This window comes from Pseudomonas sp. CG7 (assembly GCF_023701885.1).
Lineage (GTDB): Bacteria > Pseudomonadota > Gammaproteobacteria > Pseudomonadales > Pseudomonadaceae > Aquipseudomonas > Aquipseudomonas zanjanensis.
Genome location: NZ_JABAEE010000002.1, coordinates 38,842 through 56,197, shown reverse-complemented (window position 1 = coordinate 56,197; position 17,356 = coordinate 38,842). Strand labels below are relative to the sequence as shown.

Sequence of the window (17,356 nt, the reverse complement as noted above, 5' to 3'; positions counted from 1 at the left end):
TAACCGATGCTCAATGGCCTGTGGCTTGGCTTCTTTATCGTGGCAGCCGTATCGGCGCTGGCGCAGTGGCTGATTGGCGGCAACGCCGGGATATTCGCCGCCATGGTGGAAAGCATTTTCGCCATGGCCAAGCTGTCGGTGGAGGTGATGGTCCTGCTGTTCGGCACCCTGACCCTGTGGCTGGGCTTCCTGCGCATCGCTGAAAAGGCCGGCATCGTCGACTGGCTGGCCAAGGCCCTCGGCCCGCTGTTCTTGCGCTTGATGCCGGAAGTGCCTGCCGGCCATCCTGCGATCGGCCTGATCACCCTCAACTTTGCCGCCAACGGCCTGGGGCTGGACAACGCGGCCACCCCCATCGGCCTCAAGGCCATGCGCGCCCTGCAAGACCTCAACCCCAGCCCGACCATCGCCAGCAACGCACAGATTCTGTTTCTGGTGCTCAATGCCTCGTCGCTGACCCTGCTGCCGGTGACCATCTTCATGTACCGCGCCCAGCAAGGCGCGCCGGATCCGACCCTGGTGTTCCTGCCGATCCTGCTCGCCACCAGCGCCTCGACCCTGATGGGGCTGTTGTCCGTGGCGTTCATGCTACGCCTGCGGCTGTGGGACCCGGTGGTGCTGGCTTACCTGATTCCGGGTGCGCTGGGGCTGGGTGGCTTCATGGCGCTGTTGGCGACGCTCTCGGCCACGGCGCTGGCGGGGTTGTCATCGATCCTCGGCAACCTGACGCTGTTCGGCCTGATCATCTTGTTCCTGGTGGTGGGCTCACTGCGCAAGGTCAAGGTGTATGAGGCCTTTGTCGAAGGCGCGAAAGAAGGGTTCGACGTTGCCAAGAGCCTGCTGCCGTACCTGGTGGCCATGCTCTGCGCCGTCGGCGTGCTGCGGGCCTCGGGCGCGCTGGATTTCGGCCTGGACGGTATCCGCCACCTGGTGCAGTGGGCCGGCCTGGACACGCGGTTCGTCGATGCCTTGCCGACCGCCATGGTCAAGCCGTTCTCTGGCAGCGCCGCCCGGGCCATGTTGATCGAGACCATGAAGACCTCCGGCGTGGACAGCTTCCCGGCCCTGGTGGCGGCGACCATCCAGGGCAGCACCGAGCCCACGTTCTACGTGCTGGCAGTGTATTTCGGTGCCGTGGGCATCCAGCGGGCGCGCCATGCCGTGGGCTGCGCGCTGCTGGCGGAATTGGCCGGGGTCGTGGCGGCGATTGGCGTTTGCTACTGGTTCTTTGGCTAAGCGGTGGGAGTGAGTTTGCTTGCGATAGCGGTGGTTCAGCTGACAGCGCTGCTGGATGTGCCGCCGTCATCGCGAGCAAGCTCGGCTCCCACAGGACAAGTGTCCTGCCCAAAGCCATGAACACCGCCAATTCCCTGTGAAGGCAAGCAAGCTTGGCTTGCTCCTCCCAAAGCCATGCACGCCGCGAATCCCTGTGGGAGCGAGCTTGCTCGCGATAAGGTCCGAAGGACCTTCAGTCCGTCACCTCGAAACGCAGCACGCCGATCATCTGGCCGTTTTCCGTGAGCACTCGCACTTGCCATTTGCCGGTCGAATTTTCCGGGAAGTTCTGCTTATGGGTCCAGGCGCGATAGCCTTCCTTGCGCCCGCCATGGATGTCCAGGGCGATGCGGTCGACTTCTTTGCCGTTGAACTGCCAGACATGATAAATCCGCTCATCGAGCCCTCGCGGCGCATTGATGGCCGTGTAGGCGTACAGGCCGTTGCCGCGAATCTGCGCCGCGCTGACCTGCTTGAGGCTGGCGCCCGGCGTGCGGTCCTCCAGCTGGGTGCTGATGGCCACTTCGGTCATCCACAGCGTGGCCGGTGGCACCCAGGAGCGCAGCATCCACCCAGCGGCCCCAATCCCCACGGTGATGCAGAGGATCGCCAGGGCGTTGCGCACGGTGCGGATCGGGAAGATCGAGGCCAGGCTGGGAAACGACAGCAACATGGCAGTGCCCAGCGCCAGCTTGAAGCTCTGGTCGGTGGTCAGGTGCAGGATCACCGGCAATGCGGTGAGCAGGGCGGCGAACAGCGTCAGCGTGTGCAGCGCCAGGAACGCCCAGCGCCGGGGCGCCAGCCATTTGTAGTACAGCGGATCGGTGATCGAAATCAGCGCCGCGATGGTCAGCAGCCCGGTGAACAGCAGCTGGCTACTGTTCCAGGTGGTGGTGATAAAAAAGAACGGTAGGACAAAAAACAGGCTTTCCTGGTGAATCATCTGCGTGGCATAGCGCAACAGCGGCTGAGGGATTTCCCGTTTGAAAATCCGCGTGAACAGCCGGGTCATGCTGTTCTCCACCATCAGCCAGAGCCAGCTCACCAGCATCATGATGGCGATCCAGGTCGCCAGGCCCTGCTGGCGGTCCACCAGCATGAAACTGCCGACCCCGGAGATGAAACCACCGAGCGCAATGACCCCTGGATAGCGCTTCATCAATTCAAGGATGCGCTGGAGATAGACCGTCAGGTTTTGCATTCAGTGGTTTCACAGTAAGTCGTAGGAAATATCCCTGACAGAGTATCGCCAGGACGATGACAAGGCGAGGAGCGCGACGCCTACCGTGGCTATCTTTTGTGGCGAGGGAGCTTGCTCCCGCTGGCCTGCGAAGCAGGCCCCTGCATTTCTTCAGACAGACCGCATTGCCCGGGGTTGCGACTGCTGCGCAGCCGAGCGGGAGCAAGCTCCCTCGCCACGGGATTTGAGTGCTCCTGAGCGAGGGTCATCGCGAGCAAGCTCGCTCAATCAGACGTCGGTCGCGCCCTGCGACTCCATCGCCACCCAATCCCCACCAGCAGCAACCCCAGCAAACCAGCCAGCCCCCAGACAAGCTCATCATCACTGAGCAACGGCTTCTCGATGCGCAAATACCCCGGGTCCTTGAGCAGTTCGCGCAGGGCCGTGTTGGCCTGTTCCAGGCTCACCCCCTGCAGGCGGACCGCCGGGTTGGCGAAGCGGCCGTCTTCGTAGTCACCCAGGGCGCTCCAGTAGTAATCGGCCAGGGCGCTGTTGCCTTGAACCGCCCAGGACTGATGGGCGATGGCCGCGCGTTTGATGCGCACGAAACTGGCCGGGTCCAGGCCATCCTTGAGCAAGGTCTTGCGCAGTTCTTCGAGGGCTTGTTCGGCTTCGGGCAGGTCCTCGCGGGACAGGTCGGCGTTCAGGCTGAAGAAGCCAACGCCGCCGAACACTTCGCGCTCGGTCCACGGCCCGTAGGACAGGCTGCGGGCCAGGCGCAATTGACGGTAGAGCGCCCAATCCAGGTAATCCTTGAGCAGGTCGAACGTCTCGTCATGTTGCTCGTCCAGCACCGGCTCGGGGAACAGCCAATGCAGCTTGGCGCTGTCGCCGACCAGGCCACGGATCAGATTGCGCTTGGTGACCGCCTTGTAGCGGATCTGCGGCAGCGCCTCGTGGACACTGGGCTCCACCGGTTCGAGCTCGCCAAAGGCGCGTTCCAGGTAGGCCGGCAGCAGTCGGTCGAGATCGCCGACGATGATCAGCGTCATGTTGTTCGGCGCATACCAGTCCTTGCGCACTTGTTCGAGGCGGGCGAGGGTATGGCGCTGGACCTCGGGCCGTTCCGCGCAGCGCAGGCCCAACTCAACCGCCAACTGATTGCTGGCCGTGTGGCCCAGGTCTTGGCGATCGAGCCAGCGTTGCAGGTGGGTGTAGTGGCCGCCGTCTTCGCGCTCCACCACCCGCTTGGCCGCTTCCAGGGCTTTTTCATCGATGCGGGTGCGGGTCAACAGCGCCAGCAGCAGGTCCAGGACCTTGCGTTGATTGCGTGCCGGCGCCTCGATGACAAACGTGGTGTCGGCGTTGCTGGTGAACGCGTTCCACTCGCCACCCAAGGCTTGCATGCGCTCTTCCAGGCCGCCTTCGCCGCTTTCGTCGACGCCGCTGAACAGCAGGTGTTCGAGCAGGTGCGGCAGTTCTTTGTCGGCGCAACTGAAGTCGTCCAGGCCCACGCCCACCACCAGCCGGATCGCCACGTGCCCGCGCTCGGTGCCCGGCTTGAGCAGCAATTGCAGGCCGTTGGGCAGCGTATAGCCTTCGACCTGGAACCGGTCGAGGGCAACCACGGGCAATGAACCGAGCAAAAGAAAGGCGAGCAACAGACAACGCATAAAGGCTTCCTGGCGGCTGGGTGGAGGTCCATGGTGTCGGGCAGGCCGTCAACGGCGGAGTGTCGCCCGGAGTCGGCTCGCTCCCCCTATCGAATCTATGCGGTGTTCATGACAACGGGAGCAGGCGGGCCGGTGAACGGTTTCAGGCCCTAGCCATTGTTTTTGACTGACGTTTTTCACTGACATTGTTACTGACTGACCAATGCGCCAGTCGTTCACGGCGAATGGGTAATGTCGGAAATTTCATCGGCCGCCAGGGCGCCGATCTCGGACGTTTCCAGCACCACGTAGGCACTGCCGCAAAACAGCGAATTGAGGCGTCGCATGTCAGCGATCAGCTCCAGGTGCAGGGAACTGGTCTCCATGCTTTGTACGACTTTGCGTTGCAAACGGCTGACATGGGCGTGGGCCATGCGCCGCTCCTGCGCCCGAAAGCGACGTTTCTCACGCAACAACTGCCGGGCGCTTTCCCGGTCGGCGCTGAGGAATACCGACAGGCCCAATCGCAGGTTGGCGATCAAGTGGCTGTGCAACCCCGCCAATTCCTCCAGGCCGACCTCGGAAAAGGAACGACGTTGCGAGGATTTCTGCTGCTGGACCTTGCGCAACATGCGCTCGATGAGGTCGCTGGCCAGCTTGAGGTTGATCGCCAGTTCGATGATCTCCGCGCAGCGGCGGCTGTCCTGTTCGCTGAGGTCCTCACGGGGCATTTGCGCCATGTACAACTTGATGGCGCTGCACAGCGCTTCGACGTCATCGCTCATGCGCCGGACGTCCTGGGTCACCGCCGTTTGCGCACCGCGCAGCACGTCCAGCATGGCTTCGAGCATGTTTTCGATCAGGTCGCCGATGCGCAAGGTTTCCCGGGCCGCGTTCGCCAGGGCCAGGCTAGGGGTGGCGAGGGCGGTGGCGTCCAGGTGGCGGGGCTTGGCCGTGCCGTTGGTCTCGGGCCGCTCCGGCAGTAGCCAGGCACAAAGCCTGGCCATCGGGCCGACGCTGGGCAGCAACACCAGGCACCGCACGGCGTTGTAGAGCAGATGGAAGCCGATCACGGTTTCCTGGGGGCTGAAATCCAGGCTATCGAGCCAGCCCACCAGCGGATCGAGCACCGGAATGATCAACACCAGCCCGATCAGCTTGTACAGCAGGCTGCCAAGCGCCACCTGGCGTCCGGCGGTGTTCTGCATGCTGGTGCTGAGGAACGCCAGGATGCCGCTGCCGATGTTGGCGCCGATCACCAGGCCGATGGCCACCGGCAGGCTGATCACCGCGGCGCCGGCCAGTGTCGCGGTCAGCAGCACGGCAGCGAGGCTGGAGTAGGAGACCATCGCGAACAGCGCGCCGACCAGCGCATCGAGCAGGATGTCGCCGGTCAGTGAAGCGAAGATCACTTTCACGCCTTGGGCGTGGGTGATGGGCGCGGCGGCTTCGACGATTAACTGCAAGGCGAGGATGATCAGGCCCAGGCCGATGCTGACCCGGCCCATTTGCCCGACGCGCGTCTGTTTGCGCGAGAGGAAAAAAATCACCCCGAGGAAAATCAGCAGCGGTGACAACCACGACAGGTCGAGGGTCAGCACCCGCGCCATCAGCGCGGTACCGACATCGGCGCCGAGCATCGTCGCCAGGGCCGGGGTCAGCGCCATCAGGCCCTGGCCGACGAACGAGGTGACGAGCATGGCCGTGGCGTTACTGCTCTGGACCATGGCCGTGACCATGATGCCGGCGATGAACGCCAGCCAGCGCCGGGACATGTTCTGGCTGATGACGTGGCGCAGGTTCGAGCCATAGACCCGCAGGATGCCAGTACGCACGATATGCGTGCCCCAGATCAGCAGGGCCACGGCGGAGAGCAAATTGAGCAGGGTCAGCATGAGAGGCCCCCTGTTAGCGTCCCAAAGGAACAAATGGGTGATGCCACATTCTTCGTTCTTGTACTTAAGCTGTAGTTGGCGAACGGTACGGGCGCCAGCATTGCACAGCTAAAGAATTGATTGAAACAAAACTGTCATGAAAATAAATTCCTCAAACACCCCTGTGGGAGCGAGCTTGCTCGCGATGAGGCCATAACATCCAACATCTTCTTCGACTGTCAGGCCGCTATCGCGAGCAAGCTCGCTCCCACAGGTATTGCATCCGGCCGCTTTCCCGCAGGCATGAAAAAGGGGCTCCAAGAGCCCCTTTCATTCACTGCCCTCTACCTTACTGACCCGGCATGTCCTTGCGCAGTTTCACCGGATCCTGTTGCTTGCGCTTGCGTGCCATCGCGGTGCGCATCTTGATGTTGACTGCTTCCACCGCCAGGGAGAACGCCATGGCGAAGTAGACGTAGCCTTTTGGCACGTGCACGTCGAACGACTCGGCGATCAACACGGTACCGACCACCAGCAGGAACGACAGCGCCAGCATTTTCAGCGACGGGTGCTTGTCGATGAATGTGCTGATGGTGCCCGAAGCCAGCATCATCACCAGTACGGCGACGATGATTGCCGCGACCATGACCGGCACATGGGAAACCATGCCGACCGCGGTGATGACCGAGTCCAGGGAGAACACGATGTCGATGATCGCGATCTGGATGATGGTGTAGATGAAATTGCCGCCCTTGCCCGAAGGCGCGTCGCTGCTTTCATCTTCGCCTTCCAGCGCGTGGTACATCTCTTGGGAGCTTTTCCACAGCAGGAACAGGCCGCCGAAGAACAGGATCAGGTCACGACCGGAGATGCCCTGGCCGAACACTTCGAACAAATCGGCCGTCAGGCGCATGACCCAGGTGATGGACAGCAGCAACAGGATCCGCGTGATCATGGCCAGCGCCAGACCGAAAATCCGGGTGCGCGCCTGCATGTGCTTGGGCATGCGGCTGACCAGGATCGAGATCATGATGATGTTATCGATGCCCAGAACGATTTCCAGGGCAGTCAGGGTAAAGAAGGCAACCCAGATTTCCGGGTTGGTCAGCCATTCCATGTGAGTTCCTTTGAGCGAGTGTTAGGCCGCGCCGCGCCTTCGGTTACCCGAGAGGGGCGACGCAGCGGGCGTTGCTTTTATAGAGTGCTGAACAGCGGAAAAATCCCCATCAGCAAGGCGGCGAACATTATGCACAGGCAAACCAGTACTGCCCACTTCAAGGTGAAGCGTTGGTGATCGCCGAACTCGATTCCCGCCAGGGCCACCAGCAGATAAGTCGACGGATCCAACGGACTCAGCAGATGCACGGGCTGGCCAACGATGGAGGCACGGGCCATTTCGACGGCGGTGATGCCGTAATGACTGGCGGCTTCGGCCAAAACCGGTAACACCCCGTAATAAAATGCATCGTTGGACATGAAGAACGTGAACGGCATGCTCACCAATGCGGTGATGACCGCCAGGTAAGGACCGAGGAATTCCGGAATCACCGCCAGCAGGCTCTTGGACATGGCGTCGACCATGCCGGTGCCGGACAGGATGCCGGTGAAAATCCCTGCCGCAAAGATCAGCCCGACCACCGCCAGTACACTACCGGCGTGCGCCGCGACGCGGTCTTTCTGCTGTTGCAGGCACGGGTAGTTGACGATCATCGCGATGCTGAAGGCCACCATGAACAGCACCGGCAATGGCAACAGGCCGGCGATCAGGGTGCACATCAGGGCCAGGGTCAGCGCGCCGTTGAACCAGATCAGCTTCGGACGGCGAGCGTCCGGGAACTGGGACACGCTGATTTCGCTGTGGTCGATCTCGTCGCTCGCCAAGTGCAATTCACCCAGGCGCGCCCGCTCGCGTTTGCCATACATGTAGGCGATTGCCAGGATTGCCACGACACCGGCCAGCATGGCGGGAATCATCGGCACGAAGATGTCGGACGGGTCCACGTGCAGCGCACTGGCCGCCCGGGCGGTCGGGCCACCCCACGGGGTCATGTTCATCACGCCGCCGGCAAGGATGATCAGGCCAGCCATGATGCGCGGGCTCATGCCGATGCGGCTGTAGAGCGGCAGCATCGCGGCCACGCAGATCATGTAAGTGGTCGCGCCGTCACCATCAAGGGAAACGACGAGCGCCAGAACGGCGGTACCGACCGAAACTTTCAACGGGTCGCCCTTGACCAGCTTGAGAATCTTGCGCACGGCCGGGTCGAACAGGCCGGAGTCGATCATCAGGGCAAAATACAGAATCGCGAACATCAGCATCACCCCGGTCGGGGCGAGCTTGGTGATGCCTTCGAGCATCATCGGGCCGATTTTCGGCGCGAAGCCACCGAACAGGGCGAACAGGATCGGGATGATGATCAGGGCGATCAGCGCGGACAGGCGCTTGGTCATGATCAGGAACATGAACGTGATGACCATGGCGAAGCCAAGGAAAGTCAGCATGGGAAATACTCCAGGCGTGGCGCGGCTATGGAAGGCGAACCGGACAGGTCAGCGCAGGATGCAAAGCACGGGGCGGACGAATGGAGTGGGTGCAGCGGGACGGGTAGCAGCGGACATCAGAATCACCATTGTTGTTGTTAAAAAGGCCGAACGAGCATCAGAAAAACTCGTTGTAGGCCACCGGTCTGTTGCCGGTAGGTGAGGCGCTCCTAATCGCGCAAGCTTTCAGCAGCCTTTCGCCGCTGCAATGGTTGATGACTGGCCAAGCGAGCCGTGTTGCGGAGTTGTTGTGTGCTGCTGTGCTGCTGTGCTGATGTGCTGCTGTGCTGCTGTGCTGCTGTGCTTTTGTGGCGAGGGAGCTTGCTCCCGCTGGGCTGCGCAGCGGCCCCAGGATTTTGCGGCCGCTGCGCAACCGAGCGGGAGCAAGCTCCCTCGCCACAAAAGCAGTCAGGTTTTTGCTTTAAAGGCTGAAAGATTCAACGGCCGCACCGCCCCCATCCAGATCGCATGGTCGGTGTGATCGGCCAGGTCATCGCCGGTCTCCGGGTGCAGGAAAATCACCAGCCCCTTGCGATTCAGGGCCAGCCACGGCAGGACCACGCCGATGTACTGCGGATCGAAGGCCAGCTGACAACTCCAGTCCGGGTGGGGGCCGACCGGGCGTTGATGGACGCGGCCCATTTTCAGCGGGAACAACTGCGCCGCTTCCTCACACAGCGCCCGCGCCTGGTCGAGGGTGTTGGCATCGAAATACACGTGGGCGTGGTAGCCCTTGATCCGCTGCATCTGTTTCTCCTTGAAAAGAGGCCGAACCCTCGCCGCTTGCCGCGGGTCAGAGCCTTTACAGGCGGGACAACGAGGAAAACAGCCATGAAAAACGCCGAAACCCCGGTCATCAAAGTGGTGCTCTATGGTGCCATGAGCAGCCTCGGCAGTGCGTTGATGGCTGAACTGCTACGGCGCCAGCATGAGGTCATCGCCATTCTCGACGACCTCACCGCCCTGGCCCCACGCCCGGGCCTGCGAACCAAGACCGGCGATCTGTTCGACCCGGAGCGGGTCAAGCAAAGTGTCGCCGGCGCCAGCGCCGTGGTGTGCCTGTTGAACGCACCAGGGTTGCCGATGAACAGCGAACAGGTGGAGCGCACCTTGATTCCCGGCCCGGTGGAGCAGGTCCTGGCAGTGGATGCCCTGATCGCCGGCATGCAGGCGGTGAACATGACACGGCTGTTCCTGGTGGGCGATTTTGCGATGCTGGACGAAGAACAGGCCGACGATGATTTGCAGCGCCATGCCGCCGAAGAGATGCTCGACGCCCTGAAGAGCAGTGCCTTGCAGTGGACCTTGATCAACGCGCCCTACGCCGCGCCTGGCCTGGGCATCGAACATTTCAGCCAGGTCAGTACCAGCCTGGAACCCGGTCTGGCCGAAACCTTGGAGCGGCTCAACCGCGTGGCGGTCGGCATCGCCGACGAGCTGCGCCTGAACCTGCACGTGGGCGAGCACGTCAACTTCGTGCCCGCCAATTAGCGATGGACATCCCGTGGCGAGGGAGCTTGCTCCCGCTGGGCTGCGAAGCAGCCCTAAAACGATGGCCACGTACTCAAACAGCAATCGACGGCAACGGCAATCCCGTGAGCGATTCGGCGCTGTTGGCCTGTTCTTCCATCAGCCAATCGACGAATTGCCGGATCAACACACCGCGCCGTTTACGCTGGGGCAAGACCACGTAATACCCCAGCCGCGACAGCACCGTTTCCGCGATCGGACGACACAACAGGCCCTGGGCCAATAAGTTATCCACAAGGTGCCGCCAGCCAATCGCGACGCCTTGGCCGCCAATCGCCGCCTGGATGAGCAGCGTGTAGTTGTCGAAGCGCAACTGTCCGGGCGCCGGCGGCGAGGTGATGCCCAATTCGCGGAATACACCACTCCAGTCGAACCAGCTGTTGCTGTTGCTCGCGCGCAAATGCAGCAACGGAAATTCCGCCAAGGCCTGGGCGGGCAAGGGCAGGGGACGTTCCTTGCGCAGCAGCGGGCTGCACACCGGGAAGACTTCTTCGCTGAACAGCCAGCGACTTTCGCCTTGTTTGAAGCGACCGTCGCCGAACAGTACGGCAACGTCGATATCGGTGCGGAGCATGTTGTGGTTGCGTTCACTGGTCACCAGGCTCACGTCCACCTGCGGGTTGGCGGCGTGAAAGCGATGCAGGCGCGGCATCAGCCAATAGGCGGCGAAGGCGAAGTCCGTGGCGACTTGCAGCACCTCATGCTGGTGTTGGGCGGTGATGGCGCTGAGCCCGGCATCGATGCTCTGCAAACCGGCCTGCACCTGCTCGAACAGGATCGTCCCGGCCTCGGTCAGTTCGATGCCGCGGTAGATGCGATCGAACAACCGCGTGCCCAGTTGCTCTTCCAGGCGCTTGATCTGCTGGCTGATGGCCGGTTGCGTGGTGCCCAGCTCAATCGCCGCCGCGGTAAAGCTTTGTTGGCGGGCCGCGGCTTCAAAGGCTCGGAACAGTTCCAGGGACAGGTTACCCAGGGCGTCATACATAAGCTGTGCTTATCCTAGTCATTATCCTGCATGGGCTTTACCCCAAAACCCGGGGGCTACATGCTCAATCGCAGCAATGTCGCATAACTGCCTACTATGGAATGCCGCGAATACATGAAGCGCAAGAACATTCTTTTCATCATGGCCGATCAAATGGCCGCGCCAATGTTGCCGATCTACGGTCCTTCACCGATCAAGCTGCCGAACCTGTCACGCCTGGCCGCCGAGGGCGTGGTGTTCGACGCCGCCTATTGCAACAGCCCGCTGTGCGCGCCGTCGCGGTTTACCCTGGTGAGCGGCCAGTTGCCAAGCAAGATCGGCGCGTACGACAACGCGGCGGACTTTCCCGCAGATGTGCCGACCTACGCCCATTACCTGCGCCGCCTCGGCTATCGCACGGCGTTGTCCGGCAAGATGCACTTTTGTGGCCCCGACCAACTGCACGGCTACGAAGAGCGGCTGACCAGCGACATTTACCCGGCCGACTACGGTTGGGCGGTGAACTGGGACGAGCCGGACGTGCGGCCCAGTTGGTACCACAACATGTCGTCGGTGTTGCAGGCCGGGCCTTGCGTGCGCACCAACCAATTGGAATTCGATGAAGAAGTGGTGTTCAAGGCCCAGCAGTACCTGTTCGACCACATCCGCGAGGACGGTGAACAGCCGTTCTGCCTCACCGTGTCGATGACCCACCCACACGACCCGTACACGATTCCCAAGGCCTTTTGGGATTTGTATGACGACAACGACATCCCATTGCCCCAGACCCCGGCGCAAACGGACCTCGATCCACATTCCCAGCGACTGCTGAAGGTCTATGACTTGTGGGACAAGCCGCTGCCTGTGGATAAGATTCGCGATGCCCGTCGCGCCTATTTCGGCGCATGCAGCTACATTGACAGCAACGTCGGCAAGCGGCTGCAAACCCTGGAGGACACCGGTCTGCTGGACGATACGATTATCGTGTTCTCCGGCGATCACGGGGACATGCTCGGCGAAAAGGGCCTCTGGTACAAAATGCACTGGTTCGAAATGGCCGCTCGCGTACCGTTGCTGATCAGCGCACCAGGGCAGTTCGCCAGCGCCCGGGTGGGCGCGGCCGTGTCCACCGCCGACTTGCTGCCGACCCTGGTGGAACTGGCCGGGGGCACGCTGGAACCGGGCTTGCCGCTGGATGGCCGTTCGCTGGTGCCGCACCTGCAAGGGCAGGGCGGCCATGATGAAGTCTTCGGTGAGTACATGGCCGAAGGCACCATCAGCCCGTTGATGATGATCCGTCGTGGCCCTTGGAAATTCATCTACAGCGAAGATGACCCGTGCCTGCTGTTCGATGTTCGCAACGATCCCAAGGAATTGGAAGATCTCAGCCAATCCGCCGAGCATCTGTCCCTGTTCAGCGATTTTCTCGCCGAAGCCCGCGCCAAGTGGGATATTTCGACCATTCACCAACAGGTTCTTGCCAGCCAGCGCCGCCGCCGTTTCGTCGCCCAGGCGCTGACCCTGGGCAAACTCAAGAGCTGGGATCACCAGCCGCTGGTGGACGCCAGCCAGCAGTACATGCGTAACCACATCGACCTCGACGATCTGGAGCGCAAGGCCCGTTATCCACAACCCTGCCAAAACCAATAACGTAAGGGGCAAGCCATGCAAAAGTTATCCACAGTACTGACCGCTGGGCTGTTGGCATTGAGCAGCGTTTCGGCCTGGGCCGAGCAAAGCTGCGAAACGGTGAAGATGGCCGATCCGGGCTGGAGCGACATTGCCGCCACCAATGCCATCACCGGTTTCCTGCTGGACGGGATGGGCTACAAGGCCAAGGTCGACACCCTCGCCGTGCCGATCACCTTCGGCGGCCTCAAGGACGGCCAGGTGGATGTGTTCCTGGGTAACTGGATGCCGGCGCAGCAGGGCTTCTATGACAAATTCGTGGCCAATGGCGACGTCACGCAACTGGCCAAGAACCTGGACGGCACCGAGTTCACCCTGGCGGTCCCGGACTATGTCTGGGACGCGGGTGTGCATAACTTTGCCGACCTGAACAAATTCGCCGACAAGTTCGACAAGAAGATCTACGGCATTGGTTCCGGCGCCCCGGCCAACCTCTCCCTTAAAGAGATCATCAAGACCAACGACTTCGGCATGGGCGAGTGGAAACTGGTGGAGTCCAGCGAGCAGGCGATGTTGGCGGAAGTCTCCCGGGCGGTGAAAAAACAGAAGTTCGTGACCTTCCTCGGCTGGACCCCGCACCCAATGAACGTGCAATTGAAAATGCACTACCTCAAGGGCGGCGAGAAATACTTCGGCGACACCGGCAGCGTCTATACGCTGACGCGCAAAGGTTATGCACAGGCCTGCCCGAACGTGGGCAAGCTGCTGACCAACCTGAGCTTCACCCAGGAAATGGAAAACAGCATCATGGCCGAGGTGGTCAACAACAAGGTCAGCAACGCCGATGCGGCCAAGGCCTGGATCAAGGCCAACCCGGCGGTGCTGGATAAATGGCTGGAGGGTGTGAAGACATTGGATGGCAAGGACGCGTTGGCGGCGGTGAAGGCCAAGCTCTAGGCATAATGGCGAGCGGCTTTTGTGGCGAGGGAGCTTGCTCCCGCTGGACTGCGCAGCGGTCCCGATTTTTTGCGGCCGCTGCGCGACCGAGCGGGAGCAAGCTCCCTCGCCACATGGGTTCACCTGAGACTCTTGCGCCAAACCCCATTCCTTGAGGCCCCATGGCAATCCCCACGCGCCATTCACTTTTTCCCTTCCTGAGCTGGCTGCCCCGGCAGACCCGGGCCAGTGTCGGCCGTGACCTGATCGTCGGCCTCAGCGGCGCGATTCTCGCGTTGCCGCAATCCATCGCCTACGCCCTGATTGCCGGCCTGCCTCCCGAGTACGGCTTGTACGCGGCGATCGTACCGGTGCTGATCGCCTGCCTGTGGGGTTCGTCGTGGCACCTGATCTGTGGTCCTACGGCGGCAATCTCCATTGTCCTGTACGCCACCGTCAGTCCGCTGGCCGTGCCCGCATCCCAGGACTACATCACCTTGATCCTGCTGCTGACGGTGCTGGCGGGTATCTTCCAGTGGTTGCTGGGTTTGCTGCGTTTCGGGGCGCTGGTGAATTTCGTCTCCCACTCGGTGGTGCTGGGTTTCACCCTGGGCGCGGCGGTGGTCATCGCCCTGGGGCAGTTGCCGAACCTGCTGGGCCTCGACCTGCCGAACGAAGCCACGGCGTTGAGGGGCCTGCTGATGCTGGTCGACCACATCGGGGCTGTGGATAAGGCATCGCTGCTGCTGGGATTGGGCACTTTGATTCTGGGGGTCGTGCTCAAGCGCTTGCTGCCGCGTTGGCCGAGCCTGTTGATAACTTTAGTCATCAGCAGCCTGGTAGTCTGGTTGTGGCCGGCGATGTTCGGGCATGTGGCGCTGGTCAGTGCTTTCGCCGGGCGCCTGCCGCCGCTCACTTTGCTGCCGCTGGACCTGGAGCTGATCCTGCGCCTGCTGCCCGGTGCCGTCGCGGTGGGCATGCTCGGGTTGGTCACCAGCCTGTCTATCGCTCGTTCATTGTCGGTACGGTCCGGGCAGTTGCTCGATGCGAATCAGGAGGTGAGGGCGCAGGGGCTTTCCAACATTGTCGGAGGATTTTTCTCCGGATCATTGTCAGCCGGTTCCTTCACCCGTTCCGGCCTCAGCTATGAAGCCGGGGCCTGCTCGCCCCTGGCCGGGGTGTTCTCGGCCTTGTGGGTGGCGCTGTTTGCGGTCGCCGGGGCGAAACTGATCGCGCACATCCCGATTCCCGCCATGGCCGGCAGCATTTTGCTGATCGCCTGGGGGCTGGTGGATCACCGGGGTATCCGCGCGTTGTACCGCGTGAGTCGCGCCGAATTCGTGGTGATGAGCCTGACCTGCCTGGCCACGTTGCTGCTGGAACTGCAAACCGCCATTTATGCCGGCGTGCTCGCTTCGCTGTTCTTTTACCTCAAGCGCACCTCGCAGCCGCGGGTACAGCATTTTCGCGAAGGGGAGGCGGAGATGCTGCGGGTCGGCGGCTCGATCTTTTTCGGCGCCAGCCATTACCTGCAAGTGCGCCTGCAACGGTTGCAGGCGCAGCGGGTGGTCATCGATGCCCAGCCGATCAACTTCATCGATTATTCCGGGGTGGAAATGCTCCATCAGGAAGCCCGGCGCCTGCGCGGCCAGGGGCGTAGCCTGACGTTGCGCATGGCCCGGCCGCAGGTGGTGGAGGAGTTGTTGAAGTTGGAAGGGGCGCAGGCGTGCCCGATTCATTTCGAAGACTAGGGCTCAAGGCAGACATACCTGTGCTCAAGGCAGGCATCCCCTGTGGCGAGGGAGCTTGCTCCCGCTGGGCTGCGAAGCAGTCCTAGAGGGCTTGCCAACCTTAAGTGTCGTGCGGTCAGTCAGGCGGGCGCTTCGCACCCGAGCGGGAGCAAGCTCCCTCGCCACAGTTCACAGTTCACAGTTCACAGTTCAGTTCACCGTTCATAGCGCCAACTGGCGGCGCAGCTCGGCCAGCACCGGTGCGGTGTCCGGGCGTACCCCGCGCCACAGGTAGAAGGCTTCGCCCGCCTGTTCGGCGAGCATGCCCAGGCCATCCATCGCCACCGCCGCCCCGTGCTCACGGGCCCAACGGCAGAATGAAGTCGGTTCCTTGCTGTACATCATGTCGTAGCAAACCGTCTTGCCGGGCTCGATCAAGCTGGCGGCAATCGGTGGCACGTCCCCTGACAGGCTCGCGGAGGTGGCGTTGATGATCAGGTCCACCGGCTCTTGCAACCAGTCGAAGCCACTGGCCGAATCCGGCCCCAGGTCGGCGAACAACTCGGCGAGCAATTCGGCTTTTTCCACCGTGCGATTGGCGATGATCACCGAGGCCGGCGCTTCGGCCAGCAGCGGTTCCAGGGCGCCGCGCACCGCGCCGCCGGCGCCGAGCAAGAGGATGCGCTTGCCCTTGTGGCTGAAGCCGGCGTAGACGGTCAGGTCCCGGACCAGCCCGGCACCGTCGGTGTTGTCACCCAACAGGCGACCGTCGGCCAGCTTGCTCAACGTATTGACCGCCCCGGCCCGTTGGGCCCGCTCGGTCAGGCTGTCGGCCAGGCGAAAGGCGTCCTCCTTGAACGGCACCGTGACGTTCGCCCCACGCCCCTCGCGGAAAAATGCCTGGGCGCACCCGGAAAAATCCTCCAGCGGTGCCAGCAGCGTGTTGTAGTCCAGGCGTTGCCCGGTCTGCTCGGCAAACAGGCGATGGATCAACGGCGACTTGCTGTGGCCGATCGGGTTACCCATTACAACGTAGCGGTCCATGGATAATCCCCGTTCAGGCCGTTGCCAGCCAATCGCGATCCTGCAGGAAATACTCGGTCAGCCGCGCTTCTTCGCTGCCCGGCTCGGCTTTCCAGTCGTAGCCCCAGCGCACTTGCGGCGGCAGGGACATCAGGATCGACTCGGTACGTCCACCCGATTGCAGCCCGAACAGGGTGCCGCGGTCATAGACCAGGTTGAATTCCACGTAGCGCCCGCGGCGGTATTCCTGGAACTCCCGTTGCTGGGCGGTGAACGCATCGTGCTTGCGACGACGCACGATCGGCAGGTAGGCATCGATATAGGCGTCGCCGATGGCGCGCATGAAGGCGAAGCTGGTGTCGAAGTCCCACTCGTTCAGGTCGTCGAAAAACAGGCCGCCGATGCCCCGGGGCTCGTTGCGCTGCGTGATGTGGAAATAGCTGTCGCACCAGGCCTTGTAGCGCGAATAGACGTCCGGGCCGAACGGTTCGCAGGCTTGCTGGGCGATGCGGTGCCAATGCACGCAATCCTCTTCCACGCCGTAATAAGGCGTCAGGTCGAAGCCGCCGCCAAACCACCAGACCGGCTCTTCGCCTTCCTTCTCGGCGATGAAAAAGCGCACGTTGGCGTGGGAAGTCGGCACGGGGGGGTTGAGGGGGTGGATCACCAGCGACACGCCCAGCGCTTCGAAGCCGCGACCGGCCAGTTCTGGCCGATGGGCGCTGGCCGAAGGTGGGAGACCGCTGCCGAAGACGTGGGAAAAGTTGACGCCGCCCTTTTCGATCACCGTGCCGTTTTCGATCACCCGCGTGCGACCGCCACCGCCGGCAGGCCGGGTCCAGGCGTCTTCGATGAAGCGCGTGCCGCCGTCCTCGGTTTCCAGGGCGGCGCAGATACGGTCTTGCAGGTCGAGCAGATAGGCTTTCACGGCCTCGGTGCGAGTGGACATGACATCACCTTGATCAGGGCTACGCTACGCGGCGTATAGCGGGCCGGTGGCAAATGGGCGCACAGGATACCAC

At 62.3% G+C, this 17,356-nt stretch carries 14 protein-coding genes; 5 read left to right on the top strand and 9 right to left on the bottom strand.

Annotation, left to right across the window (positions count from 1 at the left end):
* Positions 1-6 precede the first annotated feature (6 nt).
* Positions 7-1,236: a spore maturation protein gene (locus HGO40_RS01280; protein WP_250961561.1), complete on the top strand. Its 1,230-nt coding sequence runs from the start codon at positions 7-9 to the stop codon at positions 1,234-1,236.
* Positions 1,237-1,468: 232 nt separating this feature from the next.
* On the opposite strand, the gene HGO40_RS01275 is transcribed toward HGO40_RS01280, so the two are convergent.
* The 6 genes from HGO40_RS01275 to HGO40_RS01250 all read right to left on the bottom strand — a co-directional run bounded on the left by HGO40_RS01275 (position 1,469) and on the right by HGO40_RS01250 (position 9,269).
* Positions 1,469-2,476, bottom strand: a complete 1,008-nt coding sequence (locus HGO40_RS01275) for a DUF5924 family protein (RefSeq protein ID WP_186706417.1) — start codon at positions 2,474-2,476, stop codon at positions 1,469-1,471.
* A 263-nt stretch (positions 2,477-2,739) separates the two neighbouring features.
* A complete protein-coding gene (locus HGO40_RS01270) occupies positions 2,740-4,128 on the bottom strand; it encodes a M16 family metallopeptidase (RefSeq protein ID WP_250961560.1) in 1,389 nt (462 codons plus the stop codon).
* Between the two features lie 215 nt (positions 4,129-4,343).
* Positions 4,344-6,002, bottom strand: a complete 1,659-nt coding sequence (locus HGO40_RS01265) for a Na/Pi cotransporter family protein (protein ID WP_250961559.1) — start codon at positions 6,000-6,002, stop codon at positions 4,344-4,346.
* 328 nt (positions 6,003-6,330) lie between these two features.
* The gene (locus HGO40_RS01260) at positions 6,331-7,098 is read right to left on the bottom strand and encodes a TerC family protein (protein WP_186706414.1); all 768 of its coding nucleotides are present in this window, start codon (positions 7,096-7,098) and stop codon (positions 6,331-6,333) included.
* A 77-nt stretch (positions 7,099-7,175) separates the two neighbouring features.
* Positions 7,176-8,483 (bottom strand): CitMHS family transporter, encoded by a 1,308-nt coding sequence (locus HGO40_RS01255; protein WP_250961558.1) that lies wholly within the window; start codon positions 8,481-8,483, stop codon positions 7,176-7,178.
* A 447-nt stretch (positions 8,484-8,930) separates the two neighbouring features.
* On the bottom strand, positions 8,931-9,269 hold the full coding sequence (locus HGO40_RS01250) for a DOPA 4,5-dioxygenase family protein (protein ID WP_186706413.1): 339 nt from the start codon (positions 9,267-9,269) through the stop codon (positions 8,931-8,933).
* 84 nt (positions 9,270-9,353) lie between these two features.
* Here HGO40_RS01250 and HGO40_RS01245 point away from each other — a divergent pair, with 84 nt between their 5' ends.
* Positions 9,354-10,013 (top strand): NAD(P)-dependent oxidoreductase, encoded by a 660-nt coding sequence (locus tag HGO40_RS01245; RefSeq protein ID WP_250961557.1) that lies wholly within the window; start codon positions 9,354-9,356, stop codon positions 10,011-10,013.
* Positions 10,014-10,086: 73 nt separating this feature from the next.
* Here HGO40_RS01245 and HGO40_RS01240 read toward each other — a convergent pair whose 3' ends face one another.
* The gene (locus HGO40_RS01240) at positions 10,087-11,037 is read right to left on the bottom strand and encodes a choline sulfate utilization transcriptional regulator (protein ID WP_250961556.1); all 951 of its coding nucleotides are present in this window, start codon (positions 11,035-11,037) and stop codon (positions 10,087-10,089) included.
* Between the two features lie 114 nt (positions 11,038-11,151).
* Here HGO40_RS01240 and betC point away from each other — a divergent pair, with 114 nt between their 5' ends.
* The 3 genes from betC (at position 11,152) to HGO40_RS01225 (ending at position 15,332) form a co-directional block, all read left to right on the top strand.
* Positions 11,152-12,666, top strand: a complete 1,515-nt coding sequence (gene betC, locus HGO40_RS01235) for a choline-sulfatase (protein ID WP_250961555.1) — start codon at positions 11,152-11,154, stop codon at positions 12,664-12,666.
* Positions 12,667-12,681: 15 nt separating this feature from the next.
* Positions 12,682-13,602, top strand: coding sequence for a choline ABC transporter substrate-binding protein (gene choX, locus HGO40_RS01230; protein WP_250961554.1), 921 nt, complete (start codon positions 12,682-12,684; stop codon positions 13,600-13,602).
* Between the two features lie 161 nt (positions 13,603-13,763).
* Positions 13,764-15,332 (top strand): SulP family inorganic anion transporter, encoded by a 1,569-nt coding sequence (locus HGO40_RS01225; protein WP_250961553.1) that lies wholly within the window; start codon positions 13,764-13,766, stop codon positions 15,330-15,332.
* Positions 15,333-15,533: 201 nt separating this feature from the next.
* Here the strand turns inward: HGO40_RS01225 and aroE are convergent, their stop codons facing one another.
* Entirely contained in the window at positions 15,534-16,355 is an 822-nt protein-coding gene (gene aroE / locus HGO40_RS01220) for a shikimate dehydrogenase (RefSeq protein ID WP_250961552.1), read from the bottom strand.
* A 13-nt stretch (positions 16,356-16,368) separates the two neighbouring features.
* Positions 16,369-17,283: an oxygen-dependent coproporphyrinogen oxidase gene (gene hemF / locus HGO40_RS01215; RefSeq protein WP_250961551.1), complete on the bottom strand. Its 915-nt coding sequence runs from the start codon at positions 17,281-17,283 to the stop codon at positions 16,369-16,371.
* Between the last annotated feature and the right edge of the window lie 73 nt (positions 17,284-17,356).